This is a genomic window from Stappia sp., from assembly GCF_048261845.1.
Lineage (GTDB): Bacteria > Pseudomonadota > Alphaproteobacteria > Rhizobiales > Stappiaceae > Stappia.
Genome location: NZ_JBLXFR010000031.1, coordinates 19,399 through 46,081 on the forward strand (window position 1 = coordinate 19,399; position 26,683 = coordinate 46,081).

The 26,683-nt window shown below is 65.6% G+C and carries 26 protein-coding genes; 13 read left to right on the top strand and 13 right to left on the bottom strand.

Going from position 1 to position 26,683, the window contains the following annotated elements:
• The first annotated feature begins 110 nt into the window (after positions 1-110).
• Complete coding sequence (locus tag ACN0T5_RS13485) at positions 111-509, top strand: c-type cytochrome (RefSeq protein WP_417769118.1); 399 nt, start codon at positions 111-113, stop codon at positions 507-509.
• A 137-nt stretch (positions 510-646) separates the two neighbouring features.
• Here ACN0T5_RS13485 and ACN0T5_RS13490 read toward each other — a convergent pair whose 3' ends face one another.
• The 4 genes from ACN0T5_RS13490 to ACN0T5_RS13505 form a co-directional block, all read right to left on the bottom strand.
• Positions 647-2,014, bottom strand: a complete 1,368-nt coding sequence (locus tag ACN0T5_RS13490; protein ID WP_417769119.1) for a DUF3422 family protein — start codon at positions 2,012-2,014, stop codon at positions 647-649.
• Positions 2,015-2,082: 68 nt separating this feature from the next.
• Positions 2,083-3,465 (bottom strand): TRAP transporter large permease, encoded by a 1,383-nt coding sequence (locus ACN0T5_RS13495; RefSeq protein WP_417769120.1) that lies wholly within the window; start codon positions 3,463-3,465, stop codon positions 2,083-2,085.
• Between the two features lie 16 nt (positions 3,466-3,481).
• Positions 3,482-4,444, bottom strand: a complete 963-nt coding sequence (locus ACN0T5_RS13500; protein ID WP_417769121.1) for a TRAP transporter small permease subunit — start codon at positions 4,442-4,444, stop codon at positions 3,482-3,484.
• A gap of 133 nt (positions 4,445-4,577) precedes the next feature.
• Positions 4,578-5,624: a TRAP transporter substrate-binding protein gene (locus tag ACN0T5_RS13505; RefSeq protein ID WP_417769122.1), complete on the bottom strand. Its 1,047-nt coding sequence runs from the start codon at positions 5,622-5,624 to the stop codon at positions 4,578-4,580.
• A 364-nt stretch (positions 5,625-5,988) separates the two neighbouring features.
• Between ACN0T5_RS13505 and ACN0T5_RS13510 the strand changes: the two genes are divergently transcribed.
• From ACN0T5_RS13510 to ACN0T5_RS13550, 9 genes are all read left to right on the top strand, one after another.
• Positions 5,989-6,819: an FCD domain-containing protein gene (locus tag ACN0T5_RS13510; RefSeq protein WP_417769123.1), complete on the top strand. Its 831-nt coding sequence runs from the start codon at positions 5,989-5,991 to the stop codon at positions 6,817-6,819.
• A complete protein-coding gene (locus tag ACN0T5_RS13515; protein ID WP_417769124.1) occupies positions 6,816-7,637 on the top strand; it encodes a (Fe-S)-binding protein in 822 nt (273 codons plus the stop codon). Before ACN0T5_RS13510 ends, ACN0T5_RS13515 begins: the two co-directional genes overlap by 4 nt.
• 72 nt (positions 7,638-7,709) lie before the next feature.
• The gene (locus ACN0T5_RS13520) at positions 7,710-8,219 is read left to right on the top strand and encodes an arsinothricin resistance N-acetyltransferase ArsN1 family A (protein ID WP_417769125.1); all 510 of its coding nucleotides are present in this window, start codon (positions 7,710-7,712) and stop codon (positions 8,217-8,219) included.
• Positions 8,212-9,651 carry a LutB/LldF family L-lactate oxidation iron-sulfur protein gene (locus tag ACN0T5_RS13525; RefSeq protein WP_417769126.1) on the top strand — a complete coding sequence of 480 codons (1,440 nt, stop codon included), beginning with the start codon at positions 8,212-8,214 and terminating at the stop codon, positions 9,649-9,651. Before ACN0T5_RS13520 ends, ACN0T5_RS13525 begins: the two co-directional genes overlap by 8 nt.
• Positions 9,648-10,328, top strand: coding sequence for a LutC/YkgG family protein (locus ACN0T5_RS13530; protein ID WP_417769127.1), 681 nt, complete (start codon positions 9,648-9,650; stop codon positions 10,326-10,328). Before ACN0T5_RS13525 ends, ACN0T5_RS13530 begins: the two co-directional genes overlap by 4 nt.
• A gap of 86 nt (positions 10,329-10,414) precedes the next feature.
• Positions 10,415-11,044: a thioredoxin family protein gene (locus tag ACN0T5_RS13535; RefSeq protein WP_417769128.1), complete on the top strand. Its 630-nt coding sequence runs from the start codon at positions 10,415-10,417 to the stop codon at positions 11,042-11,044.
• 4 nt (positions 11,045-11,048) lie between these two features.
• Positions 11,049-11,657, top strand: coding sequence for a hypothetical protein (locus ACN0T5_RS13540; protein WP_417769129.1), 609 nt, complete (start codon positions 11,049-11,051; stop codon positions 11,655-11,657).
• A gap of 162 nt (positions 11,658-11,819) precedes the next feature.
• Positions 11,820-12,080: a hypothetical protein gene (locus tag ACN0T5_RS13545; RefSeq protein WP_417769130.1), complete on the top strand. Its 261-nt coding sequence runs from the start codon at positions 11,820-11,822 to the stop codon at positions 12,078-12,080.
• Between the two features lie 136 nt (positions 12,081-12,216).
• Positions 12,217-13,161: a DMT family transporter gene (locus ACN0T5_RS13550; protein ID WP_417769131.1), complete on the top strand. Its 945-nt coding sequence runs from the start codon at positions 12,217-12,219 to the stop codon at positions 13,159-13,161.
• 26 nt (positions 13,162-13,187) lie between these two features.
• On the opposite strand, the gene ACN0T5_RS13555 is transcribed toward ACN0T5_RS13550, so the two are convergent.
• Entirely contained in the window at positions 13,188-14,072 is an 885-nt protein-coding gene (locus tag ACN0T5_RS13555; RefSeq protein ID WP_417769132.1) for a LysR substrate-binding domain-containing protein, read from the bottom strand.
• A gap of 221 nt (positions 14,073-14,293) precedes the next feature.
• Here ACN0T5_RS13555 and ACN0T5_RS13560 point away from each other — a divergent pair, with 221 nt between their 5' ends.
• Positions 14,294-14,602, top strand: coding sequence for a DUF1127 domain-containing protein (locus ACN0T5_RS13560; RefSeq protein WP_417769133.1), 309 nt, complete (start codon positions 14,294-14,296; stop codon positions 14,600-14,602).
• A 190-nt stretch (positions 14,603-14,792) separates the two neighbouring features.
• Here ACN0T5_RS13560 and ACN0T5_RS13565 read toward each other — a convergent pair whose 3' ends face one another.
• The 3 genes from ACN0T5_RS13565 to ACN0T5_RS13575 all read right to left on the bottom strand — a co-directional run bounded on the left by ACN0T5_RS13565 (position 14,793) and on the right by ACN0T5_RS13575 (position 17,953).
• Complete coding sequence (locus ACN0T5_RS13565) at positions 14,793-15,629, bottom strand: DUF937 domain-containing protein (RefSeq protein WP_417769134.1); 837 nt, start codon at positions 15,627-15,629, stop codon at positions 14,793-14,795.
• Positions 15,630-15,710: 81 nt separating this feature from the next.
• Positions 15,711-17,084 carry a glutamate--cysteine ligase gene (locus tag ACN0T5_RS13570; protein WP_417769135.1) on the bottom strand — a complete coding sequence of 458 codons (1,374 nt, stop codon included), beginning with the start codon at positions 17,082-17,084 and terminating at the stop codon, positions 15,711-15,713.
• Positions 17,085-17,203: 119 nt separating this feature from the next.
• Entirely contained in the window at positions 17,204-17,953 is a 750-nt protein-coding gene (locus ACN0T5_RS13575) for a 16S rRNA (uracil(1498)-N(3))-methyltransferase (protein WP_417769136.1), read from the bottom strand.
• A 108-nt stretch (positions 17,954-18,061) separates the two neighbouring features.
• On the opposite strand from ACN0T5_RS13575, the gene xseA reads away from it, so the two are divergent.
• Entirely contained in the window at positions 18,062-19,507 is a 1,446-nt protein-coding gene (gene xseA, locus ACN0T5_RS13580; RefSeq protein ID WP_417769137.1) for an exodeoxyribonuclease VII large subunit, read from the top strand.
• Between the two features lie 83 nt (positions 19,508-19,590).
• Here the strand turns inward: xseA and ACN0T5_RS13585 are convergent, their stop codons facing one another.
• From ACN0T5_RS13585 to ACN0T5_RS13605, 5 genes are all read right to left on the bottom strand, one after another.
• Entirely contained in the window at positions 19,591-20,958 is a 1,368-nt protein-coding gene (locus tag ACN0T5_RS13585; protein ID WP_417769138.1) for a TRAP transporter large permease, read from the bottom strand.
• Positions 20,955-21,602: a TRAP transporter small permease subunit gene (locus ACN0T5_RS13590; RefSeq protein WP_417769139.1), complete on the bottom strand. Its 648-nt coding sequence runs from the start codon at positions 21,600-21,602 to the stop codon at positions 20,955-20,957. The genes ACN0T5_RS13585 and ACN0T5_RS13590 overlap by 4 nt, the downstream gene beginning before the upstream one ends.
• 256 nt (positions 21,603-21,858) lie before the next feature.
• Entirely contained in the window at positions 21,859-22,869 is a 1,011-nt protein-coding gene (dctP, locus tag ACN0T5_RS13595; protein ID WP_417769140.1) for a TRAP transporter substrate-binding protein DctP, read from the bottom strand.
• A gap of 247 nt (positions 22,870-23,116) precedes the next feature.
• A complete protein-coding gene (locus ACN0T5_RS13600; RefSeq protein ID WP_417769141.1) occupies positions 23,117-24,541 on the bottom strand; it encodes a sigma-54-dependent transcriptional regulator in 1,425 nt (474 codons plus the stop codon).
• Positions 24,542-24,590: 49 nt separating this feature from the next.
• Positions 24,591-26,456 (bottom strand): sensor histidine kinase, encoded by a 1,866-nt coding sequence (locus ACN0T5_RS13605; protein WP_417769142.1) that lies wholly within the window; start codon positions 26,454-26,456, stop codon positions 24,591-24,593.
• A 56-nt stretch (positions 26,457-26,512) separates the two neighbouring features.
• Between ACN0T5_RS13605 and ACN0T5_RS13610 the strand changes: the two genes are divergently transcribed.
• A partial coding sequence (locus ACN0T5_RS13610) for an acyl-CoA dehydrogenase family protein (RefSeq protein ID WP_417769145.1) occupies positions 26,513-26,683 on the top strand: 171 nt, incomplete at its 3' end.

Genomic DNA, 26,683 nt, shown 5'->3' on the forward strand with positions numbered 1-26,683 from the left:
TGCGGGGTGACGCAACCGTGGAGCATGCTAGTCTCCAGAGGCCTGTTCGACAGGCCGTCGGGCGACATGTGCCCGGACCGAGGAACAAGAGAGTTTCGGGAGAGATGCTTATGAAACGTCTGATGCTGCTTGCCGGCGCCGCCATTCTGGCCTTCTCGGCAAACGCGCATGCCGAGGGCGACGCAGCCGCCGGCGAGAAGGTTTTCCGCAAGTGCATGGCCTGCCATGCCGTGGGTGAAGGCGCCAAGAACAAGGTCGGCCCCGCGCTCAACGGTGTCGTCGACGGCCCCTGGGGCCATGCCGACGACTACAAGTATTCCAAGCCCCTGCTTGAGGGCAAGGAAGCCGGAAAGGTCTGGGACACGGAAACGCTCAGCGCCTATCTCGAGGCACCCAAGAAAGTGATCCCGAAGGGCAAGATGGCTTTCGCCGGCCTCCGGAAGGAAGACGAACGTGCCGACGTGATCGCCTATCTGGCGCAGTTCAATGCGGACGGAACGACCAAGTGACGCCGGGCGCCGGGCCAGAGTCCGGCGGCGACCGATCAGGCGTGACAAGAAGGGGCCGGACATCTGTCCGGCCCTTTTCACGTCAAAGGCGCCGTCAGGCAGCACCTCGACCTCGGGCGGAGTGAGGATGGCTGCAGTCATTCGCGCCGATCCGCATCTCCGTGATGGCGGCGAATGCGCCGGACGACGAGGTATACGGCAGCCAGAACGACAGGCACGGACGCGGCGGCCATCACCTCCGGCGATGGCAGGAAGGCGGCGAACGGACTGCCCTTCATTCCCTTCACCAGATAGGCGATCAGGCCAACCACATAGTAGCTGATGGCCGCAACCGACAGCCCTTCGACCGTCTGCTGCAGGCGCAACTGCAGACGGGCACGACGGTTGATCGCCTCAAGCTGCGCGCGGTTCTGTTCCTGCAATTCGACGTCGACCCTGGTGCGCAACAATGTCGCCGCGCGGGCGAGCTTGCGCGACAGGTTGGCCTGACGCTGGTCGAGGGTCTCGCAGGTGCGCATGGCCGGCGCCAAACGCCGGCTCAGGAACTGGGTGAACGTGAAATAGCCCCCGCGCGGGTGCTCGCCAAGAACCTCCAGCCGCTGCTTGACGATCTGATAGTAGGCACGGCTGGCACCAAGCCGGTAGGCACTCGCCGCCGCACCAGCCTCCAGGTCGGCGGCAAGCCGCGTCAGTTCATCAAGCAACTGGCGGTTGGCATCAAGGCCGACACTGGCGCGCATCCGCTCTGCGATCGCCAGAAGGCCCGCCTCGATCTCGGAAATCCGCGGCGCCTGCCGGTTGGCCTCGGCCAGTCCCAGCATCGCGAACGTGCGGTAGGTCTCGAGCTCAAGCAGGCGTTGGGTCAATGCTCCCGCCTGGACAGAGTTGAGCGACTGGTCCCCGACCAGAAGCCGGGTAAGGCCGTCGCGATCCTGACGGAAGTCGGTCGCGATCACTGCCGCGCCCCCGTCGGTCTCCGCCATCGAGAGACTGGCCTGATCGAAGCGTTCGAAGCGGCGCTCGAAAGCGGTGCTGCCGGCGGGAACGAAATCGCACCGGATCGCGACCATCAACGGCCCCGGCGCCTGGAAGCGCGCCCCGAAAGGATGGCCTTCGGGAGGCCCCTCGTCATTGGCCGCCGTATCCAGCGGCCCGTCCCAGGTGTAGGTTATGAACTCGCCATGACGCTCACGCCGCAGCACGGCCTCGCCCAGACGCAGGAGATGATGGCGCTCGGCCGCCGCCGGGCCGGGCATGCCGATCGAGCGGCAATAGCCGGCGAACCATTGCCGGTCCCGCTCGACCGATGCCTCGTCGACGACGAAGCCGTAACGCAGGAAGACGCGCGGTCCGGAAAGCGGGCGAAACGGGCGGGCGTGCACCTCGCCCAGAACCAGATCCCGCGCGGGATGCGCCACAAAGGCGGGCAGTCGTCCCCGGTCGTTCCGATCCTCGCCGGAGGGCGTTCCGCCCTGTTCCGCAAGCTCGTCGTCCCTGCCCGCCATTGTCTGGCGCCTCCCGTGCTGCCGTCCGGTTCTCCGCCAAAAGGCGGAGAACCATTAGTTCACAGGCACTATCGACCGAGCAACAGGTCAGGCAGCCACAGCACGATGTCCGGGAACAGGATGCACAGTCCGAGACCGATAAGCTGCAACAGCACAAAGGGGATGATGCCCTTGTAGATATGCTGGATCGTCACTCCCGGAGGGGCGACACCCTTCATGTAGAACAGCGCGAAGCCGAAGGGTGGCGTCAGGAAGGATGTTTGCAGGTTGGTCGATACAAGGATCGTGAACCAGATCAGGGCCACCTCGCCAACCCCCTCGTAGCCGGCCAGATGCATGCCGAAGTCGAGCTTGGCAACGATCGGGCCGAAGACAGGCAGGACGATCAGGGTGATCTCGATCCAGTCGAAGAAGAAACCAAGGAAGAAGATCATCCCCATCAGCACGAAGAGAATGCCCCAGGGGCCGACGCCGGCCCAGGCGATGAACTGGTCGATCAACTCCTCGCCGCCAAGCCAGCGGAACACCAGCGAGAAGCAGGTGGCTCCGAGGAAAATGCCAAACAGCATGGCGCCCGTGAGCGCCGAGCGATGGCATACGTCCTTCATGACGCCCAGGGACAGTTTCCCGTTCAGCAGCGCAAGCAACGCCGCGCCGGCCGCACCCACACCCGCCGCTTCGGTCGGTGTGGCAAGGCCCGCAAAGATCGAACCCAGGACAATGACGATCAGGAAGACCGGCGGAATGAAGCTCTTGAAGATCATCGTCCAGAATTCGGTCCGGTTCTGCGGACCGATATCGTCCGGCAGGGGCGGAGCGAGATGCGGCTTCAACCGGCACAGGACGATGATGTAGATCGCGTAGAGGGCGGCAAGAAGAAGCCCCGGAACGATGGCGGCGACAAAGACCGTGCCGACGGGGATCGACATGAGGTCCGACATGATCACCAGCATGATCGATGGCGGAATAAGGATACCCAGGGTCCCCGACGAGGCGATCGTGCCGGTTGCCAGCGGAATGTTGTAGTTGCGCTCCAGCATCACCGGCAGGGCCAGCAGGGTGATCATCACCACCGAGGCACCGATGATGCCGGTGGTGGCGGCCATGATGGTGCCCATCAGCGTGACCGACAGCGCCAGGCCTCCCGGGATGCGTCTTGTCAGCACCTGCAGGCAGTGGAGCAGATCCTTGGCGACGCCGGATTTCTCCAGCATCGTTCCCATGAAGATGAACATGGGAATCGCCACGAGGACGGGGTTCTCCATCGTTCCGCCGAAAATGCGGTTGGGAATGATGACGAGCCGGGCGACGTTGAAGGCGCCCAGTTCCTGCGCAAGGAAGGCAAAGCCAAGACCCACGCCGCCGAGGATGAAGGCGACGGGGAAGCCGGTGAACAGCAGCAGCGCAAGCGCGACGAACATGAAGACCGGCAGAAGTTCCACAAATGTCATGACGCGAAATCCCCGATCAATCCGTTATCGGCCCGTTGGTGACGACATCCTTGGGCAGGTCCGCATGATGGGTGCCTGCGTAGTCGCCAGAGCGTTCGTTCAGGTAAGTCGGGCCAAACAGGAAGACGGCGCATCTGAAGGCAGCCGAAACCCCGGCCGCGAAAAGCAGCGCGAAGCCGACAGGCAGCATCCCCTTGATGATCCACCGGTGGCTGAGCCCGGTCTGGGCCGCTGAAACTTCCCCGATCTGGTAGGACTTGGAGGCAAAGACCCAGCCGAACTCGACCGTCAGGTAGCAGTAGGTCAGCAGGAAGCAGATGATCCCGACCAACTCCATCCACACACGGGTCCGCTGGCGCAGCCGGTCGCGTATCAGTTCGATGCGCACATGGGCGTCATAGCGATAACCGAAGCCGAGGCAGAGCAGGAACAGCGTGGCATGCAGGTGCCATTCGAGCTCCTGCAGCTTGGTGCTGTCGAAATAGAAGACCGAATCGATGATCGAGTTGTCGAAATCGAGCAGCTTGCGCTGACTGACATCGTAGAAAATCACGATCATCATCGGCACGAAGAGCCAGGAGGCCAGCTTGCCGATGCCGTTGACCACACTGTCGATGTCATCGGACGCACCGAGCATGGCCTCGTAGCCCTGCGGAGCGTGACGCCGCGCCATCAACAGGGTCAGCCCGAGGATCAGGAGGGCACCGATCAGGCCGGACAAACCGTCATAGGTGCGGAAGAAGCTGCGCGGATTGACGTCGAGCGACGTCAGCAGGGACGTCATGCCATCCGACGTGATGGCGAAAACGAAAGCGCTCAGCACCATTCCGGCCATCGCCAGCGACAGCCGGCCACGGGCAAGACCGCCAATCGCGCTGACAACGAAGGCGACCGGGCAGAGAACGTAGGCGGGAACGCCCAGCCCGAACAGCGCGACCACGGACAGCGCAATGCCGGCAAGGCAAAGCAGAGTTGACATGAAAACCTTACTCCCGACTGGGGTATCGCGAGACGAAGCGAACAGCGGCTGCAGACCGGACGTTGCACCACCCGCACCATGCGCGCAGCATCGCGCGGCCCGAAGGCCGCGCGATCGGTTCTTGTCGGCCGGGTTACTTCTTCAAGTAACCGACGTCAGCCCAGACCTTGTATTCCTCGCGGAACTTGCTCAGCGAGTCCCAGGCCTTGACGAAATTCGGGTTTGCGGCCTTCTCTTCCTCGACCACTTCACCCCAGGCCTGCTCGAGCGCCTCAAGAATGGCCGGATCCCATTCCTTGATGTTGACGCCCTGACCCTGCAACTCGGCAAGCGCTGCGGACTGGATCGCCTCGCCCTCGGCAATGCCATAGATCATGTTGGCGTCGCAGACGGTCTCGAAGATGGACTTGGTCTGGTCGTCGAGAGCGTCCCACTCGGCCTTGTTCATCATCAGGTCGAAGAAGGTCGACTGCTGATGCCAACCCGGGAAGTAGTAGTACTTCGCCACCTGGTAGAAGCCGAGCTTCAGATCAATCGCCGGCATGGAGAACTCGGTCGCGTCAATGGTCCCGAGTTCGAGGGCCGGGAAGATGTCGCCGCCGGCAAGAAGCTGCGTGGAGACGCCAAGCTTCTGCATGACCTTGGCACCCAGGCCGAAGAAGCGCATCTTCAGGCCCTTGAGGTCGTCGACGGTGTTGATCTCCTTGCGGAACCAGCCGGCGGCCTCGGGAGCGATCACGGCGCAGACCAGCGACTTGATGCCATACGCGGCGTAGATTTCGTCAAGCAGCTCCTGGCCGCCACCGAATTTCAGCCATGCGACGTATTCCGGAGCGCTCGGGCCGAACGGCACGGCCGCGAAAAGCGCCAGCGAGCTGTCCTTGCCGGTCCAGTAGCCCGGGGTCGACCATGCAGCCTGCACCGCGCCCGACGACACGGCATCGAAAGCCTCGAGCGCCGGAACGATCGCGCCGGGCTCCTGGAACTTCAGGTTGATCTCACCGCCGGATACCGCGGCAAGACGCTCCGACACGAGCTTTCCGAGCGTGCCGAGCTGCGTGAGCGAGCCCGGATATGTCGACTGGAGATCCCAGTCGAGCTTGTCGAGCGCGACGGCCGGCGAAGCCGCGCCTACCGCAAGAGACGCCGTAACGGCAACTGCTGAAAGAAATGATTTCACGTTGATGTCCTCCCTAGGAACAGACATGCGGGCGTTTGCCCGCACGCTCGTCAAACCGCCGCGGTCCCAATTCGCAGCGGGTCGGCACAAGGCGACAACCATCCGCTCGGACATGTTCCGAGACACACCTCAATCCAGCCCAACCGACGCCGCCCGGTCAGGCGCAGACATGTCTCATTCTCCATCCGGAGCGAACGATGCTCCCCCCGGCCTCCCAACCGGAGCAATCACCTCGCCCTAACTGGATAACAATATTGACCACTCAACGCAACACAGAATAGATTGCTGGTCCGCGCCGGGAGCGAACGCTACTTGCTGCAATGCAATATAATTCATTGGCGCTGCAATAAAAACGAACGGGACAATGGTATTCCGAAAGATCCAACACAACCGGACGGCAGATTCGGTTGTCGACCAGGTCGAGGAGCTCATCCTCCAGGGCGTGCTGCGCCCTGGCGACCGGCTGCCCGCCGAGCGGGACCTGGCCAAAAAAGTTGACGTCTCCCGTCCAATTCTCCGCGACGCCATCAAGACGCTGGAGGAGCGCGGGCTGCTGGTCACGCGTCATGGCGGCGGAACGTTCATCGCCGATGTCATCGGAACGGTTTTCTCCGATGCGATCGTCGAGCTGGTGCGCCGTCACCCGCCGGCTATCGCCGACTATCTCGAATACCGCCGCGAGATCGAGCGGATGACAACGCGCCTGGCCGCGCTTCGTGCGACGGAGGCCGACCGCGAGATCATCAGCCGCATTTTCCACGCCATGGAGTTCGCCCACGACAGCGAGAACTTCGACACCGAGGCGGAACTGGATGTCGAGTTCCACCAGGCGATCGGCGAGAGCGCACACAACATCGTGCTGCTGCACACCTTGCGCTCCTGCTACCGGCTGCTTGCCGACGGGGTGTTCTACAGCCGCGTCCAGCTCTACCGCTATCCGGGATCGCGCGAGCGGCTGCTTGCCCAGCACAGGGCAATCTACGAGGCCGTGATGTCCGGTGATGCGGCCGCGGCCACCGAGGCAGCCGGCGCCCATATCGACTATGTCGAACAGATTGCCCATGCGATGGCGCGGACGGGCAGTTGGAACAACGTCTCGGCCCTGCGGCTCGAACAACGTATCGAGAGCGAACAGGACGACAGCAAAAGGCGCCGACCGCAGCGCCGCTCGACAGAGGAAGCCACCACGACATGACAACCAACGCGCAGCACGACGCGCAGCCAAACCCCGACGGCCGACCCGAGGCCGGAAAGGCGCCACGTGTCGGCCTCTTCGTGACATGCCTCGTCGACCTGTTCCGGCCCAGCGTCGGCTTCGCCGCGGTCAAGCTCATGGAAGATGCCGGCTGCCGCGTCGACGTGCCGGCCGCACAGACCTGTTGCGGTCAGCCGGCCTTCAATTCCGGCGACCGCAAGGATGCGCGCGCGATCGCGGAAAGTGTCATACGCTCGTTCGAAGACTATGACTATGTCGTCGCCCCGTCGGGCTCCTGTGCCGGGATGCTGAAGAAGCATTATGCCGAGCTGTTCGACGACGATGCCGGGGCTCGCGCCCGCGCCGAGGCATTCTCCGCCAAGGTGTTCGAGCTCGTCAGCTTCCTGGCCGATGTGCTCGGCGTTACCGAGGTGAGCGCGCATCACGATGGGACGGTCACCTATCACGACAGCTGTTCGGGCCTGCGCGAACTCGGCATCCGGCAACAGCCGCGCCGACTGTTGAGCTCCGTCGAGGGGCTTGAACTGAAGGAAATGAAGGATTCGGACGTGTGTTGCGGCTTCGGCGGCACGTTCTGCGTCAAGTATCCGGACATCTCCAACAAGATCGTCAGCGAGAAGACACGCACGATCGACGAGGCCGGTGCATCGCTGTTGCTGGCCGGCGATCTCGGCTGCCTGATGAACATGGCGGGCAAGCTGAAGCGCGAGGGTTCCGCCGTCGAGGTCCGGCATGTCGCCGAGGTGCTTGCCGGCATGACCGACCAGCCGGCCATCGGCGAGAAGAGGCGCGGCTGAACCATGACGCCCCCCGCCCCCGCCGTGGACGCCCCAGCCGCAGATGCACTCGCTGCGGATGCCCTGGCCGCAATGCCCTTCACCGCACGTGCCGGTCGCCGGGCGGATGCGGCGGCGGTCGCCGCGATCTACAACCAGGGCATCGATGACCGGGTCGCGACCTTCGAGACCGAACACCGCGATGCCGACACCGTCGGAGCCTGGTTCGATGCCGGCCATCCGCTTGTGGTCGTCGAGGATGCGGGCGGCGGCATTGTGTCCTACGCCGTCGCTTTCCCCTACAGCGCCCGCCCCTGTTACGACGGGGTCAGGGAGTTTTCCGTCTATGTTCGCCGTGATGCCCGGGGCAAGGGATGTGGCCGGCTGGCGCTTGCCGGTCTGATCGAGACGGCACGCATGAACGGCGCCTGGAAGCTGCTGTCGCGGATCTTCCCGGAAAACACCGCCAGCCTGGCGCTCTGCCGCAGTCTCGGCTTTCGCGAGGTCGGCATCCATATCCGCCACGGCAAGCTCGACGGCCGCTGGCGCGACACGGTGATCGTCGAGAAACTGATCGACGAGGAAGGAGAGCCCCGTGGTTGAGATCACCTCCCCGGCGTTCAAGGCCAATGCCCGCGAGGCGCTTGCGGATGCGCCTCTCCAGCGCGCGCTCGGCCATGTGCGAACCGGTTTCATCGCCAAACGTGCGGTCGCGGCCGAGGCCCTGCCCGAATTCGACAGGCTCCGCGACAACGCGCGGGACATCAAGGACCACGCACTCGCCCATCTCGACCTTTACCTGGAGGCCTATGCCGACAAGGTGGAAGCGGCCGGCGGCCATGTGCACTGGGCCGAGACGGCGGAGGACGCGCGGCGCATCATCCTCGACATCTGTCGCCAGAAGAATGCCCGCACGGTGACCAAGGGCAAATCGATGATCACCGAGGAGATCGGCCTCAACGCCTTTCTCGAGGAACACTCGGTGGCGCCGGTCGAGACGGATCTGGGCGAATACATCATCCAGTTGCGCGGCGAGCACCCGAGCCACATCATCGCGCCGGCCGTGCATGTCAACAAGGACCAGGTGGAGGCCGACTTCCGCCGCGTCCACACCCATCTCGACCCGGACCGCAATCTCGAGGAACCGACGACGCTGCTGGGCGAAGCCCGGGCCGTGCTGCGCGAGAAGTATTTTCAGGCCGATATCGGCATCACCGGCGCCAATTTCCTCGTCGCCGAGACGGGCACGTCGGTCATCGTCACCAATGAAGGCAACGGCGACCTGACGCAATCCCTGCCGAAGACGCATGTGGTGGTGGCCTCGATCGAGAAGATCGTGCCGACGCTGGAGGACGTGTCGCAGATCCTGCGCGTGCTGGCGCGCTCGGCCACCGGGCAGGACATGTCCGTCTACACGACCTTCTCCACCGGGCCGCGCCGCGACATCGATCCCGACGGGCCGGAAGACTATCACGTCGTGCTTCTCGACAACGGCCGCTCGTCGATGCTCGGGACGGAGTTCCAGGACATGCTCCGCTGCATTCGCTGCGGTGCCTGCATGAACCATTGCCCCGTCTATCACGCCGTCGGCGGGCACGCCTATGGCTGGGTTTACCCGGGTCCTATGGGCGCGGTGCTGACGCCCTCGCTGATCGGCGTCGACCAGTCCGGCCACCTGCCCAACGCCTCCACCTTCTGCGGGCGTTGCGAAAGCGTCTGCCCGATGCGGATCCCCCTGCCAAAGATGATGCGGCACTGGCGCGAGCGGGAATTCTCCCGCAACCTCAATCCGGCCGCGGCCCGCTACGGGCTCGGGCTCTGGGCGTTTTTCGCCAAGCGCCCGGCGCTTTATCAGGCGCTCACCCGGGCCGCCATCGGCACGCTCGGGTTCATGGGCCGCGCACGCGGGCGTTTCCGGTCGATGCCGCTTGCCGGCGGCTGGACGCGCCATCGTGACCTGCCCGCCCCCGAGGGCGGGACATTCCAGGCGCAATGGGCGAAACGACACGGCAACAGCAGGAGGGGTGCTCGATGAGCGATGCACGAACCGCCATCCTGGCCAAGATGCGCGCCGCCATGGGACGGGGACGAGACGACGCCGCACGCCGGGCCGCCGTCACCGACCGGTTGCAGCGCAGCCCGCGCGGGCTGATCCCCGCACGCGGCCAGCTTGAACCCGCCGCCCGGATCGACCTCTTCTGCGAAATGGCGGAGAAGGTGCAGGCAAGCATCGCCCGGCTTCCGGACACGGCGGATATTCCGGCCGCGGTCAGCGACTATCTGAAATCGAAGAACCTGCCGGCGCGGATCCGCACCGGCGCCGATGCCCGCCTTGCCGACCTTCCCTGGCAGGGCCAGGCGCATCTGGAAGTGGCGCAAGGTCCGGCACAGGCCGACGACATGGCCAGCGTCTCGCACGCTCTCGGCGGTGTTGCCGAGACCGGAACCCTGATGCTGACATCCGGACCGGACAACCCGACGACGCTGAACTTCGTTCCCGAGCATCACATCGTGGTGCTGCGGGCAGCGGACATCGCCGGCGACTACGAGACGCTATGGGATCGCGTCAGGGAGATACACGGCAAGGGCGTCATGCCGCGCACGGTGAACCTTGTGACCGGCCCGTCCCGATCGGCGGATATCGAGCAGACATTGCTGCTCGGCGCGCACGGCCCGCGAGCGCTGCACATTCTCGTCGTCGGCGACGCCTGAAAGGCCCGCCCTCGCGATTTCGCCGGATGGCAAGGTGCGAAAGACCTGATACATTCCCGACCCGGAATATGTCGGGAGGAGACATCATGATCACGAGACGGCACTTCGGTCTTGGCGCACTGGCCACCGGCACGGCGGCGGCCCTGTCTGCGGGCACCGCCCGCCAAGCCCGCGCGGCAACCCTTGGCGATGACGGGCTCTACAAGCAGGACTGGTTTGTCGAGAGCTTTCTCGATCTCGGCGAGGACCTCGCCGAGGCCCAGGCGGCGGACAAGCATCTCGTGGTGATGTTCGAGCAGGGCGGCTGCCCGTTCTGCCGGAAGACCCACGAGATCAACCTCGCGCGCGAGGACTACCTCCCCTATCTGAAGGACAACTTCGCCTTCATCCAGCTTGACCTCTTTGGCGCCCGCGAGACCACCGATTTCGACGGAGAGACGATGGAAGAGCGGGCCCTGGCGCGGCGCTGGCTGGTCAATTTCACACCGACGATCGTCTTCTTTCCAAAGAGCATCGAGGCGGTGGAGGGCAAGGACGGGCGCTCGGCGGAACTCGCCCGCATCCAGGGCTATCTCCCGCCCTTCTACTTCTACCATTTCTTCGAATGGGTGCGCAGCGGCGCGCATCAAGGCGAAGGTTTCCAGCGTTATTCCAACGACCGCGTCAACCAGTTGCGCGACAAGGGCGTGGAAACCGAGGACTGGCGGCTGGGCTGAGCCGGTGCCGCTGCGGAACCGGGTCGCACCGGACGGCACGTTCCACGCGGTGACAGCGCGCGGCACCTTGATGGGCAATCGCGGCGGCCGGCTGCACAACCCCGAGACACGAACGCTTGGCCGGGCCCGCTGGCGCTCGCGCGCATGGATCTGCTGCGAAATCGCCTTCAAGAACCGGCATCGCAGCGTGATGGGCGCCGGCTACACGGAGTTCTTCTTCCTGGACGAGGTGACGGCGCTCGCCGCCGGTCATCGTCCCTGTTTCGAATGCCGGCGCCGTGACGCGCTGCGCTTTCGCGAGGCCTGGGCCCGGGCAGGCGGCAACCAGCTGCCGCCAAGCGCGCCCGAGATGGACGCCAGGCTGCATGACGAGCGAACCGGGGGCCGGCCTCCGGTGCGGCTCGGCACCCTGCCGGACGGGGCAATGGCCCGCATCGGCGACACGGTCGTCACTCCCCTTAAGGGCCGCCTGCTTGGCTGGAGCTTCGACGGCTACGCACCGGCGACCGGGACGGCCCCGGATGCAATGGCGGAGCTTCTCACTCCGCCGGCCATCGTGTCGGTGCTCGCCGCCGGCTACCAGCCGCGCTGGCACGAAAGCGCGTCAGTCTGACCTCCCGGGTGCCGCACCCGGCCGCCGGTCGAGATTGTCGCAGGGACAGGCCGTCGCATCACAGGGCGCAGGCCTTGCGGCTAATGTGCCGCACTCGCGCCCGCGGAGGGCAGGCCGCCAGTCGCGGCCGGCCGGGCGCCCCGACAACAGGACGGACACCCCATGACGAACAGGCTCATCCGCCTTCTCGAATACATTCCCGTTTTCGGCGCGTTCCTGCGCAGCGCCCGGCTGGGCGGCTACGCCGAACGCCTCGCCTTCGTGCTGAACGTCATCGCGCTCTGGCTGCTTGCCGTCATATGGGTCGGCTATCCCTTGCTGATCGTCACGATGCTCTCGCTCACGGGGCTTTATCTCTTCGGTCTGGTCTATCTGACGTCGGAAGGGCTCCGTTCCCGCTGGCGGTCGCGCGGGCGCGCCTGAGCCGGCGCAGGCGAGCAAGGCTGTACGATCCGATCCATCAATAAGCGGCATGGATTGCGTCAACAATCATGATTTGTCCGCATGAACCGGTTGGGCCATGCTGTGTGCCTGATCCCCAGAGGAATTTCCGGCACCCATGACTTCGCTCGCCACCGGCGCGCCGACGCGCGACGCCCCCTCCATGACCCCTGCCGACCTCGGCCTCTACGGCCTGACGGTGATCGCCTGGGGATTTTCCTGGTACGCGCTGAAGCTGCAACTCGGCACTGTCCCGCCGGAAGTTTCGGTGTTCTGGCGTTTCGTCGTGGCGGCCGCGATCATGATGGGCTGGGCACTCGCGCGCGGCGCGCGACTGCGCTTTCCGGCGACGACGCACCTGCGGTTCGCGGGCCTCGGGCTGTTCATCTTCTCGACCAATTTCACGCTCTTCTACTATGGCGGCCAGTATGTTCCCTCCGGCCTCCTGTCGGTGGTGTTCTCGCTGACCTCGATCTTCAACATGATCCTGGGCTTCGTCATCTTCCGCCAGCGGATCAGCCGACGCGTGCTCGTCGGCGGCGTGCTCGGCTTTACCGGCATCGCGCTGCTGTTCTGGCCACAGATCGCCGGTCAGGCGGACGGCGCCGGCTTCGATGCGCAAGGTCTGCTGGGTCTTGCCCTGTGCATCGGAGGAACGCTTTCGTTCTGCCTTGGCAACATGGTCTCGGCGGCGAACCAGCGGGACGGCATCTCCATCGTTTCGGCAAGCGCCTGGGGCATGGTCTATGGCGCGGTCTTCCTGGGGCTGTTCGCCAGCGCGCGGGGCGCGTCCTTCGCCATCGAATGGACGCCGACCTATCTCGGCGCGATGGTCTATCTCTCCGTCTTCGCGTCCGTGGTCGCCTTCGCCTGCTACTTGACGCTGCTTGGCCGCATCGGGTCGGCGCGGGCCGGGTATTCGACCGTGATGTTCCCGGTCGTGGCGCTGCTGGTATCGACCGTCCTGGAGAATTTCCACTGGGGTGCGGCGGCGCTGACCGGTCTTGCCTGCGTGCTCGCCGGAAACCTGCTGGTGCTGCGCACCGGCAAGGCGCGCGGCTGATCCTGTTCGCTTGAGGCTGCTTGAGCCTATTCGGCCGCCATCAGTTCAGCCGCGACGTTGCCGATCGCCGCACGGATGTGGCAGCACAGCGCATCATGCACGGGATCGGTCGCGGTGGCAGCGCGGATCATCGTGATGTCGCAGGGCGGCAACATCGGAAAGCCGTCGCTCTCGCCGAGGATACGCATGCCGGAGCGGATCGCGCTTTCCGGCAGGACGGCGACGGCAAGCCCCGCCTGGACGGCGCCGATCAGGGCGGCGGCGCTCGACGAGGTGTAGGAGATGACATGCCGGCGATTCATCCGGTCGAGCAGGGAAACGGCCTGCGTGCGCCAGGCGCAGCTTGTCGGTCCCAGTGCAAGGCGGACCACATCCTCCGTATGGATGCACATGTTGGCCGGAGCGACCCAATGCAGCGGCTCGCGGCGGATCACCTCTCCATGCACCTTGACGCAATCGCCGGAGGTGACGATGGCAAGGTCGAGGTCGCCGCGCTCTATCATGTCACCGGTGAGGGTCGAACCCTGGCACTGCACGACGATCTCGATGGCCGGATTGAGACGGGCGAAGGCGGCCAGTACCTGCGGCAGGAGCCGCTCGGCATAGTCGTCGGGAAGTCCGAGGCGGACGCGGCCGACGATCGAAGGCTCGGCAAAGGCAGTCATCGCCTCGTCGTTGAGACGGATCATGCGTTGCGCGAACTCGATCAGGCGATGGCCGTCCTCCGTCAGGCGCGACTGCCGCCCGTCCTTGACGAAGATCGGCCGTTCCACCCGGTCCTCCAGGCGCTTCATCTGCATGGAAACGGCGGACTGGGTCTTGTTCACCGCATCGGCGGCCTTTGTGAAGCTGCCAAGCTCGGCAATCGCAAGAAAGGTACGCAACTGGTCGATATCGAGTGCATGGGCCATGACGGGTGATCCTCGCTCACGCAACCCTTGCGGGCGCTGCCTCGGTTTTGATGACGGACAATACATCACAAATGCAGATTGATATCCATCTAAAACATTCGTTTGTTAAATCTATCTCCCGGATTTAATTTCTTCTCATACGAAACGACCAGAGGCGACGCCCCCGTCGCCAGCCAATACCAGGCCCCGGAATCCCGGGCGCCGGAAAGGAGAGTGTTGCCATGACACAGGCATGCGATACCCAGACTGCCAGATCCTACCGCTTCTCCGCGAGCGCGGTTGCCGCTGCCGCCGCGTCCAGCATCCATCTTGCGCTGGCCAGCGCATGGCGACGCTATCGCAACCGGAAGGCCGTTGCCGGACTGCTCGAGCTCGATGCGCACATGCTTGCCGATCTTGGCGTGACGCGGAGCGACGTCGCCGCCTCGCTTCATGGCAGCGACTACATGGATCCGAGCCTGCAACTGGCGCGCCTGCGCAATGAACGCCGCAACTCGACACTGGCGACGCGCAGGTTGCGCCGCCGGTAGAAGTTGCCCGACCTTCCTGACCTTCTCTGGCGCCGGGCCGGGTTGAAGACCCTCTCCCACCGCCCCGTGCCGAGGCCCTGTCGGCCCCTCGCCGACGCACCTTGCCCGCCTCCCCGGAGGCGGGCTTTTTTGTTTCAAGCAAGGGCATACTGTCCTGCCTGACTGCGCGACAGGGACGTGTGCGACGTGGTCAGCTGTCTTGCGAACGCTCCGATGCGCGGTCGAACAAGGCCTCGAAACCGCGGATCTGCTGCTCCTGGATATCGCGGCCGAAGGAGAGCCAGGTCTCGACGAGCTTCGCCCCGTCTTCGCCGCCCTCTCCCTCTCCGGTGTCGCCCCCGGCCGGCGCCCCCACGCTCTCCGTTCCAGCCGCGTCGGATGCAGACACGCCGGCCCCGGTCTCGCTGGCCGGTGTCTCGCTGGCCGGCGTCTCGTCCGGCGGAGCCTGTCCGGGGACGGCCGCATCCTGGCTGTCCGGCGCGGGGCGGTCGAAAAGGCCGAGATAGCCATCCCAGAAGGAGCGCATCGCCTCCGTATAGGGCGCCATCATCCGCATCGGATTGGGGACGGGCTTCGGACGGCCGCGCGCATAGCCGGCAAGGAAAGCGTCGAGCAGTTCCCGCGCCGGACCGACGGTAAACCTGCGGGCGGCCTGACCGAGTGCCAGCGTCGCCACCACCGGCATCATCGTCTCGATGCCAGGAAGTTCGAGCCCGGTCTGCTCGGATACGTAGCGGGCAACGGAGCGCTGGACCTCGGCCGGACCGAAGATCAAGGCCAGGGGCTCGCCGACAAGGCTGTCCGGTCCGGGCATGGCGGTGACCCGCCCGGGCCCCGGCATGAAGGCCAGCAGCGCCTCGAAGGCGGATGGCGAGGCAGCATAGCGGCGCATTCCGGCAAGGGCGGCGGGCATCAAGGCCTCGGCGGCCCGCGCGACATCGGCGTCGCCCCAGCCGAACTGGCGCTGCATGACCTCGCTGACGGAGGCCGGATCGAAGGCGCCGAAGTTCGGGAATCGGTCGGTCATGATACGCCTCTCCGCTTGGATTGACGCATCTTCCGACGTCCGTGCGGGCGGGTCAAATGGCCCGTCCGCACGGAGCAGGTTTCAATAGGCGTAGGCCTGGTAAACCTTCGAGAGGTCTCCGCCCCATTCGCCGTGATAGCGGCGCAGCATCACGTCGGCCGGCGTCATGCCGCTTGCCAGCGTCTCCTCGACCGCCGCCAGGTGGACCCGCTCGTCCTGGCCGCCGTCGTTGAGGCGGGCCCGACGCTTCAGCCCCTCGCGGGACAGCGCCACCATGTCCTTTGCAAGATCGCGGACGGTGCGGTTGCGGAACGGCGTCTCGAGCCCCAGGCGCGGCACCTCGTCGCGAAGTTGCACGCGCTCTTCTTGCGTCCAGTCGCGGATCATCTCGCCTGCCTGGTCGAGCATGCCCTGATCATAAAGGAGCCCGACCCAGAGCGCGGGAAGCGCGCAGATCCGCCGCCACGGACCGCCATCGGCGCCGCGCATCTCAAGATACTTCTTCAACCGGACGTCGGGGAACAGCGTCGACAGATGGTTGTTCCAGTCGCCCAGCGTGGGCCGTGCGTCGGGAATCACTCCTTCCAGCTCGCCATTCATGAAGGCGCGGAAGGTGGTGCCGGTCACATCGTGATAGGTGCTGCCGCGCTTGACGAAATACATCGGCACGTCGATCGCCCACTCGACATAGGATTCGAAACCGAACCCGTCCTGGAAGGCGATCGGCAGCGGCCCCGAACGGTCGTTGTCCGTGTCCTTCCATATCTCGGCGCGGAAGGACTTGAAGCCGTTGACCTTGCCATCGGTGAAGGGCGAATTGGCAAAGATCGCGGTGGCGACCGGCTGCAATGCCAGCCCGACGCGCATCTTGGCCCGCATGTCGGCTTCCGAGGAGAAGTCGAGATTCACCTGGATGGTCGAGGTCCGATACATCATGTCGAGGCCGAGTGAGCCGACCTTGGGCATGTAGCGCGTCATGATCTGGTAACGCGACTTGGGCATCACCGGCACGTCCGCGCGGGCCCATGTCGGCGTCATGCCAAGGCCGAGGAAGCCGATGCCGAGCGGCTCGGCGACCTGACGCACCTGGGCAAGATGGCAGTTCGTCTCGCGGCAGGTCTGGTGCAGGTTCTCCAGCGGCGCGCCGGAGAGCTCGAACTGCCCGCCCGGCTCGATGGAAATGGCACCGCCGCCGACCGGATCGGCAAGGCCGATGATCAGCCCGTTGTCCTCGATGCGCTCCCAGCCAAGCAGCCCCTCCATGCCCTTGAGAACCGCCTCGATGCCGCGCGGACCCTCATAGGGAATGGGGGAATTGTCGGAGAGATTGAATCCGAATTTCTCGTGTTCGGTGCCAATGCGGAAATCGCTTTCCGGCTTGCACCCCGCCTCAAGTGTAGCGGCAAGTTCAGCAACCCCGGATACTGGGGTCGAATCAATGGTATCGCGGGCCATGAAGATGGGTTCCTTCGCGCTGTTGGCGCGCACCTTACTCAGGCGGTCGGATCAAAACAAACGCGTTTTTTTGTGATGATCGATCAATGATCGGGGCTTGATCGCGGCCGAAAAGCCACCTAGCGCCAGTCGCCGAGCCGAGCCTGAACCACGGCAAGCGCGGCAACCGCCGCCGTGTCGGCCCGAAGCACCCGGGGCCCGAGCGGCATCGGCGTGACGAAAGGAAGGCTGCGCAGGAGGACGCGTTCGTCTTCAGAAAAGCCGCCTTCCGGCCCGATCAGCACGGCAAGCGGGCCGCGTTCAACGCCCTGAAGCGCGTCGAGGGGGTTCTGGCTGGCCTCGCCCTCGTCGCAGAAGACGAGACGGCGGCCCGGCTCCGATGCCTCCCACCCGTCAAGAAGCGCCGCCAGCAAGACGGGCTCGCGGATCTGCGGGAGGCCGAGCACCCCGCATTGCTCGCAGGCCTCGACCGCGTTGGCACGCATGCGCTCCAGATTGACGCGCGCCGACTGGGTGTGGCGGGTGACAACGGGTCGCAGGACACCTGCTCCCATCTCGACCGCCTTCTGCGTCATGTAGTCGAGGCGCGCATGCTTCAGCGGCGCAAAGAGATAGTGGAGATCGGGAAGCGGCGCCTGCGCACGGGTGCGCTCGCTGGCGACCAGGGAGGCCTGCTTGCGTCCTTCCTGGCGGATCGCCGCCCGCCACTCGCCGTCCCGGCCGTTGAACAGCAGCACTTCGTCGCCATCCTTCAGCCGCAGCACGTTCAGGAGATAATTCGACTGCGCCCGGTCGAGCGGCAGCGACGCGCCCGGCCCGAGATCGGATTCGACGAAAAGGCGCTGCATGCGAAATTCGTAGCGGGGCATCGGGGAACCGGTCCTCAAAGCTTGCGTGGACTTGCGGGCACGCGGCCTTGACGGCGGGACCCGGGTGCGGTCCCCTCGCAGGAACCAGACAGCGAATGGATACGAACCTTGTCCGACGACAGCAACATTGCCGAATACTCGGTGTCAGAGATTTCCGGCGCGATCAAGCGCACGATGGAGGACACGTTCGGCTATGTGCGCGTGCGCGGCGAGTTGGGACGCATCTCGCGTCCGGCGTCCGGCCATATCTATCTGGATCTCAAGGACGCCCAGTCGGTGCTCTCCGGCGTCATCTGGCGCGGCCAGGCCTCGCGGCTGAAGATCCAGCCCGAGCAGGGACTGGAAGTGATCGCCACCGGCAAGATCACCACGTTCCCGGGGCAGTCGAAATACCAGATGGTGATCGATTCGATCGAGCCGGCGGGCATCGGCGCACTGATGGCGCTGCTCGAGGAACGACGCAAGAAGCTCGCCACCGAAGGCCTCTTCGCCGAGGCGCGCAAGCGCCCGCTGCCCTATCTGCCGCGCGTCATCGGGGTTGTCACCTCGCCGACCGGCGCGGTCATTCGCGACATCCTGCACCGGATCTCCGACCGGTTCCCGCTGCATGTGCTGGTCTGGCCGGTCCGCGTGCAGGGCGAAACCTCGGCACGGGAAGTGGCGAACGGTATCGAGGGCTTCAACCGCCTGCTGCCGGGCGGGGCAATCCCGCGTCCCGACCTCATCATCGTGGCGCGCGGCGGCGGCTCCATCGAGGACCTGTGGGGCTTCAACGAGGAGGTTGTCGTGCGCGCCGCGGCGGCCTCGCAGATCCCGCTTGTCTCGGCGGTCGGTCACGAGACCGACTGGACCCTGATCGACCATGCCGCCGACCTGCGCGCGCCGACCCCGACGGGAGCCGCCGAGATTGCCGTGCCGGTGCGCGGCGAATTGATCGCCTCGCTGGATGACCTTGCCCGGCGAACCATCTCCGGCCTGCTCCGGCTGATTGCCGGGCGGCGCACCGAACTCAGGGCAGCGTCCGCCGCGCTGCCCTCCCCGCGCGACCTCCTGGCACTGCCCCGGCAACGGCTCGACACATACGGGGAACGGCTTGCACCGGCCCTGCGCGCCGGGCTTCGCGACAAGCGCGGACGCTGCGATGCCGCCTCCGCCCGGCTGTCCCCCCATGCCCTGTCGCGCGGCGTATCGCTGGGGCGCGAGCGGCTTGCCGGGCTCGAGGCGCGGGCGCGGCGGGCGCATTTGCAGCGGCTCGCGAGCGAGCGGGCACGGCTCTCCTCCACGGTGAAACTGCTCGAAAGCCTGTCCTACAAGAACGTGCTGGGGCGCGGCTATGCGCTGGTTCGCGGCAATGACGGCGAGCCCTTGCGTTCGGCGACGGGAGTTGCGGCCGGAGCAGCGCTTTCCATCGAGTTCGGCGACGAGACGCGGCTTGCCGCCATCGCGGGAGATGGTGGCGCGGCGCCCCCTGCACCGCAGCCCGCAGCTCCCCGCGCCAGAAAAAGCGGCAAGACGGCAAAGGCCGAGAGCAAGGGACAGGGCTCGCTGTTCTGAGACACGCTTTCGGAGTGCATGTGCCGGACAACAAAAAAGGGGCGCCCGAGAGCGCCCCTTCGTCGTTTTCCGTCTGCCGCTTTCTACATGATCGACGGCAGGAAGGTGATGATCGCCGGGAAGGCGACGAGACCGCCGATGGTCAGGATGTCGGCAATGAAGAAGGGCGTGCAGCCCCGGAACACTTCCTGCACCGGAATGTCGTCGCGCACACCTGCCACGACGAAGCAGTTCAGCCCGATCGGCGGTGTGATCAGGCAGAGTTCCGCCATCTTCACCACCAGGATGCCGAACCAGATCGCGCACATTTCGCCGGACATGCCGAAGGCGCTGTCCGCCGCCGCGACGTTTTCCCCGCCATTCAGCGCCATCACCGCCGGATAGACCACCGGAAGGGTGAGGATCAGCATGCCGATCGCGTCCATGAACATGCCGAGCAGCGCATAGACGCACAGGATGAGGATCAGGATCAGCCAGGGCGAGAAGTGCAGCGACACGATGAACTGCTCGAACGCGTCGGGAAGACCGGCGAAACCGAGGAAGCGCACATAGACGAGCACGCCCCAGATCAGGGTGAAGATCATCACCGTGAGTTTCGCCGTCTCGTGCAGGGCCTGCCAGAGCTGCTTGCCGCGCATGCCGTTGACGAAGGCCGAAACCAGCACGACGAAGGCGCCGAGCGCGCCGGCTTCCGTCGGCGTTGCGTAGCCGTAGTAGAGCGACCCGAAGATGATCACCACGACGGCGATGATCGGCAGGGTCCCGGGAACCGAGACGAAACGCTGCTTCCAGGTAAAACCGCCGACCGCCGGCGCATCGCCCTTCCACATCGCCATGCCGATGATGATGAGAACATAGACCAGCGCGGAGAAGATGCCGGGCAGGAAACCGGCCAGCAGCAGCTTCGCCACCGACTGCTCGACCAGGATCGCATAGATGACGAGGATCGCCGAAGGCGGGATCAGCGAGGCAAGCGTGCCGCCAGCCGCAACGACGGCCGCCGACAGGCGTTTGGAGTAGCCGACCGCGAGCATTTCCGGGATCGCCACGCGGGCGAAGACGGCGGCGGTCGCCACGGAAGCGCCGGAGACGGCGGCAAAGCCGGCGGTGGCGAAGACCGTGCCGACCGCCATGCCGCCGGGCAGCCAGCCGAGCCAGCGTTTGGCCGCCTCGAAAAGCTGGCGGGTGAAGCCGGCATAGAAGGCGAGAAAGCCGATCAGGATGAAGGTCGGCAACACCGACAAGGAGTAGGTGACCGACTTTGAATGCGGAATGGTGCCGGCCATCTTCAACGCAGTGACCACACCGCGCTCAAAGCCCATGCGCATGGAGAAGATGGCGATCAGGCCGAGCGTGCCCACAAGGGCGGCGGCAAAGGCGACCCGCATGCCGAGCACGACGAGAACCAGCAGAAGGCCGGTCATGATGAGACCGATATCGAAGGGGGTCATCGGCGCGTTCCTTCATTGCCGGAGGTCTCGTTCGCATCGTCGCCGAGCGCTTCCTCGATCTCGTGTTTGGCAACCGATTCGACATCGCTGATCACCGGAACGGCGAGCGGCTCGGCCGAGGGGTCTTTGACCAACCGCCAATATCCGTAGAGCTGCAGCGTCAGGCGCAGCAGCAGCAGGGACAGCGCGACCGGGATGACCAGCTTGGAGGGCCAGGTGGGCAGGCCGATGTCGATGGTGCTGTCGCCGAACGACCAGGAGCGCTCGAAATGGAACCAGGAGCCGTAGATGAGCGCGGCGACGACGATCCAGACGCCGGTGACGCCGATCATCTCGGCGATCCACATGGCGCGGCCCGAGAGCTTGCCGAGCAGCAATTCCATCCGGATGTGGCCGCCAACGCGCTGGCAGTAGGCAATGCCCATGAAGGCGAAAACGGCCATGGCCTGTTCGGTGATGTCGATGAAACCCGGCACCGGCCAGTTGAAGGCGTTGCGACCGATGATCTGGACAACGGCCAACAGCATCAGCAGCAGGATGCTGCCGGCGGCGACGAGATTGAAAGCGTTTTCCAGACCGCGCAGCCATCCGTCGAAACGGATATAGGTGCCCGGCCGGCCGCTTGGTGCGGATGGCGATGTCATGGCTAACTCCGGCCGTGGGGCCGCTCGTCCGGCAGTTTCCAGCATTCTTCCGCGCCAAGCGGTGGTCTGCTGGCTCACCTCCTTCGGAAACCGGCATCGCAGGCTGGGCCTGATGCACCGGTTCCGTTCCGAGCGGTGAAACGGTTGCTAGGGTCTGGGCAGATCACCGGTTACACGGCGCCGGCAGCATAGCCCGTGCAAACCGCGCGACGGATCGCCCGGATTTCTCCGGACGACCCGTTGCATCAGCGCGTGATCAGTTGAGCTTGGACAGCGCCAGGTCGAGAAGCTCCTGACCGGGAATGCCCTGGGCATTCATCTTCTGAACCCAGGCGTCCCAGAGCGGCTTGCCGGCCTTCTCCTTGAACGCATCGAGCTCCTCCTTGGTGAACTCGACCTTCTCGATCTTCATCTCGTCGAGCGTCGGGTACCACTTCTCGTAGACCTTGTCGTAGGTGGCAAGATAGTGGTCCAGAGCGGCGTCGACGGAGCCGTCCAGCGCTTCGCGGAAATTGTCCGGCAACGCGTCGTAGGCGGCGGCGCTGACGACAACCGGGCAGCTGACCGTGCCGGGGTTCATGTTGGTGGTCCACCAGTTGCCGGCCTCGACCGTCTTGAACGACAGATGGGCATGAGGCGCGAAGGACGCCGCGCGCACCGTGCCGGAATCGATCGCCTGGAACGTCTCCGATGCGGTCACAGTGGTCGGAACGGCACCGATCGTCTGCATGGCCTGGCCGATGCCGCCGAGCGCGCGCACGCGCATGCCCTCGAAGTCCGACACCTTGGTCGGAACATCGCCCTTGCCGACGAAATTGTACTGCGGCATCGGCGAGGACATCAGCAGCTTGGCATCCCAGCGCATCAGGTCCTTCACGACCGCCGGGTGCGCATAGATCGCCTTGTCGAGCTCGATCTGCGTGGGCAGGTCCGGCACACCGAGGAACGGCAGCTCGATGACGGTCAGGGTCGGGTTCTTGTCCTCGTGATAGGAGGCGCAGATCTGCGCCATCTCGAAGGCGCCGATGGAGATGCCGTCGAGGTTCTCGCGCGACTTGGACAGCGCCTCGCCATAGGCGAGATTAAGCGTGAACTCGCCATTGGTCTTCTCGCTGACCAGCTCGGCGAGCTTCTCGATATGCTCGGTGAAGGCGCGGCGCTTGCCCCAGACGGAGACGTTCCACTCGAGCGCCATGGTCTCGCTGGCAAAGCCAAAGCCGAGAATCGTGGCCGTGCCGAGCACGGCCAGCTTGCGGGCAATGTTCATGTCAGTCCTCCCAAGGATATTTCCGGCCCCGCGGGTTGGCCCGTCGCGACCTGTCTTGCAATCCTCGCCAGCCCTCCCAGGCCGACGATTGCAATACCAGTGGCAAGCACCATGCCAGTTTGTCGCGGACACGCGCAACCCGCGCCACTCCTCAACAAATGATTAACGGGCAGCCGGGACAGCACGCCCCTTCCGGCAAGATATTGCCGATGCGGCATGGAGCGTCGGCAATATCTTGCCGATCGCCTCAGGCATCCGCCGAAGGATCGATGTCCCCGCGCGTGAGGCCAAGGCGGGTCATCTTCTCGTTGAGCGTGCGCCGCGGCAGATCCAGCTCGGCCAGAACAGCCGCGACGCTGCCGCCGTGACGGCGCAACGCATCCGCGATGATCCGCCGCTCATAGCCCTCCATCAGGTCGCGCAGGCGCCCGTGCGGCTGCCTGTCCGCCACCTCCTGCGCCCCGCCCGCCAGTGCCCGCAACGCCGGGGCACCCATCGGCGTGTTGAGGACGTAGCGTTCCGCCGCGTTGCGCAACTCGCGCACATTGCCCGGCCACTCATGGGCGAGCAGGAAGGCGGCATCATCCGCAGCAAGAGGCGCCGGCTCGATCCCGTAGTCGGAGGCGAAGCGGTTCACGAAACTGTCGAAAAGGAGCCGGACGTCGCCACCGCGCTCGCGCAGTGGCGGGATGCGGATCTCGACGGCGTTCAGCCTGTAGAGCAGATCCTGGCGCAGCAGGTTTTCCGAGACCGCGCGATGGGGATCCATGTTGGCGGCGCTGACAACGCGGATGTCGACCCGTGTGGTGCCTCGCCCGCCGATCCTGTCGACTTCCCGTTCCTGCAGGACGCGCAGGAGCTTGGGTTGCAACGCCAGCGGCATCGCCGAAATCTCGTCCAGAAAGAGCACACCCGCCTCTGCCTGCTCGATCCGGCCGGGGCGCGCCTGGCCTGCTCCCGTGAAGGCGCCGGCCTCGTGGCCGAAGAGTTCCGCCTCGACCATGGTCTCCGGCAGGGCGGCACAGTTCAGGGCAACGAACGGACCGCCGGCGCGGGCCGACAGGTCGTGCAGGGCGCGCGCCACGACTTCCTTGCCGGTCCCCGTCTCGCCGACAATCATCACCGAGGCGTCGGTCGCGGCGAAGTGGGTGATCTGCTCGCGCAGGACGCGCATTTGCGCGGATTCCCCGATCAACCGTGCCGCAAGCCCGTTCAGATCCTGGAGACGCCGCGTCAGGGAGCGGTTTTCAAGCACCAGGCGGCGACGCTCGACCGCGCGGCGGACAACAGCGGCCAGAAGATCGGGGTCGAAGGGCTTTTCGATGAAGTCGGCGGCCCCCTGACGCATGGCCTCGACCGCCATCGGGACATCGCCATGACCAGTCATCAACACCACGGGCAACTCGCCGTCGATCTCCTTCACCCGGCGCAGGAGATCGACACCGCTGGCTCCGGGCAGCAGCACATCGGAGACGACACATCCGGGAAATGCCGCATCTATCCGCGCGAGCGCGGCTTCCGCGTCGACGGCCTCGACCGGTTCGAAGCCCGCCAGCCGCATCCACTGGCGCAGGCCGGCGCGCATGGACGGGTCGTCGTCGACGACCAGCACCGGCGTCCGGCCGGTCTCGGCCGGTGTCGTTCCCGATATCGTCTCCGTGTCCCTGCTCATTGATCCCTGCCTCGTGACGCGGACGGGCCTCCCGTTTCGGGGCCAGCCTTCATTGACGCGCAAGCGGCAGCGACAGCACGAAACAGGCCCCGCCCGACCGCCCCTCGCGCACGCTCAGGCCGCCGCCGAGGTCTTCGACGATCCTGGCCGAAATCGCAAGTCCCAGACCAAGGCCGGCGGCCGCGGGCTTGGTCGTGAAAAAGGGCTCGAAAATTCGCTCGCGCAAGTCTTCGGGAATGCCGGCGCCATTGTCCGCGACCTCGATCATCGCTGTCGTCCCCTCGCTCCAGGCACGTGCCTCGACACGCGGCTCGGGTTCGCCCTGGCAGGCGTCTATGGCGTTTCGGATAAGGTTGACCAGGACCTGCTCGACCCTGAGCGGCGCCGTCGTCGCCAGCAGGTCGGCGGAGGTGATGTGCAATTGCAGCGCCACGCCGGTTTCCTCGATGCGCGGCCGCACCAGCTTGGCGCTGGTCTTCAGGCATTCCCGCAAATCCACCGTCTCGATGCGCGATTCTCCTGGCCGGGCGAAACGCTTGAGCTCTTGCGTCAGGCTTGCCATGCGCAGGCGCAGGGCATCGATCTCGTCGAGGTTCTCAAGCACTTCCGCCGCCTCGCCGCGCTGGTGATAGAGCCTGGCGCCGGAGACGAACATGCCAAGCGCGGCCAGCGGCTGGTTGAGCTCATGCGCCACCGCCGCCGACATCTGGCCGACCGCCGCGAGCCGGCTCGCCCGCGCCAGATCCGCCTGGGTCTCGCGCAACTCGCGCTCGACGCGGCGGCGTTCCTCGACCTCGTCGACAAGGCGCCGGTTAAGATCGCGCAGGCCGGCCGCGTCCTGGCGCAGGCCCGCCGTCACCCGGCCGAGCCGCCTGCTGCGCAGGAACAGCAGAGCGACCGCATAGACCAGAATCAGCGCGAAGGCAGCTGCCCAGACCGTCCCGCGCGGAGCCCGCACCTCGGTGAGCGGCGTGAAGTAGTGGATCGACCAGTCGAGCAGGCCAACCCTGAGCCGCGCCTGCCGGTAGGCCGTTCCCTCGATGGTGAGGTCCGTGGCATGCGCCGGTCCCTCCTGCAGGCTCTGCAGCCGCTCACCGCCGTACTGGCGATCGGAACGGATGGCGGCGACGACCATGTCGTCGAGCGGCGCGATCGAGGCATAGCGCCAGTCATCGCGGGTGCCGAGAAAGACGACCCCGTGGACGTCGGTGACGATCACCGTCTCGCCGCCCTCGCGCCAGTTGCGTTCCAGCCGGTCCATGTCGACCTTGACGACGACGACGCCGCGCGGCTGCACGCCGGACGGGGTGGAGCGGGCAAAGAAGAAGCCGGGTTCGCCGGTCGTCGCGCCGACGGCGAAGAAGCGCCCCTCCTCACCGTCGAGAGCCGCCTGGAAATAGGGGCGGAATGCGTAGTTGCGGCCCATGAACGAATTGGCCGTGTCGAAATTGCTGGCAGCGACCGTCAGGCCCTTGCCGTCCATCACATAAAGGGCGTCCGCGCCGGTGGTGGCAGCAAGATCCTTCAGGAAGCGGTTGGCGGCATCCGTCTCGGCCGGATCGGATAGCACCCCGACGGCGCGCGGATCGCGGGCGACGATATAGGGCAGGTAACGGTACTTCTCCAATTCGCGCAGGATCGTCTCGCGGTAGAGCGTCAACCGCTCGCGGGCACCCGCATCGCTGCGCTCGCGCGAGCGTTCCTCCGCCCAGTCCGCGGCAAGGACTGCGGCCGCGAGCACCGCCAGCGGCGGCAACAGAAGCAGCAGCCGGCGCAGGAACCGGCGCGGCAGGCGCTGGCGCAACGCCGGCCACGGTGCGTCCAGGCCGATGCCGCTCGCTCCGGTTGCATTCGCCGTTGTCCTCTCCGGCGTGGACACGGCCGGAGCCTGCCCGTATGAGTTTGCTGTCGTCATGATTGATCGTAGCGGCCGTGGCCCCCGGTTGCCACCATTGCCCGGAAAGGACGCAGATGCAGTTTTCATTGAGCGAGGAAGAGTATCTCATCCAGGACACGGCGCGAAAGCTCGCCGAGGACAGGATCGCGCCGCTGGCCGAGGAACTGGACAAGGGTGAGGGCCGCGAGGCCTTTCTCGCCAATCTGAAGCTGCTTGCGGAAAACGGCTTCATGGGCCTCAACGTG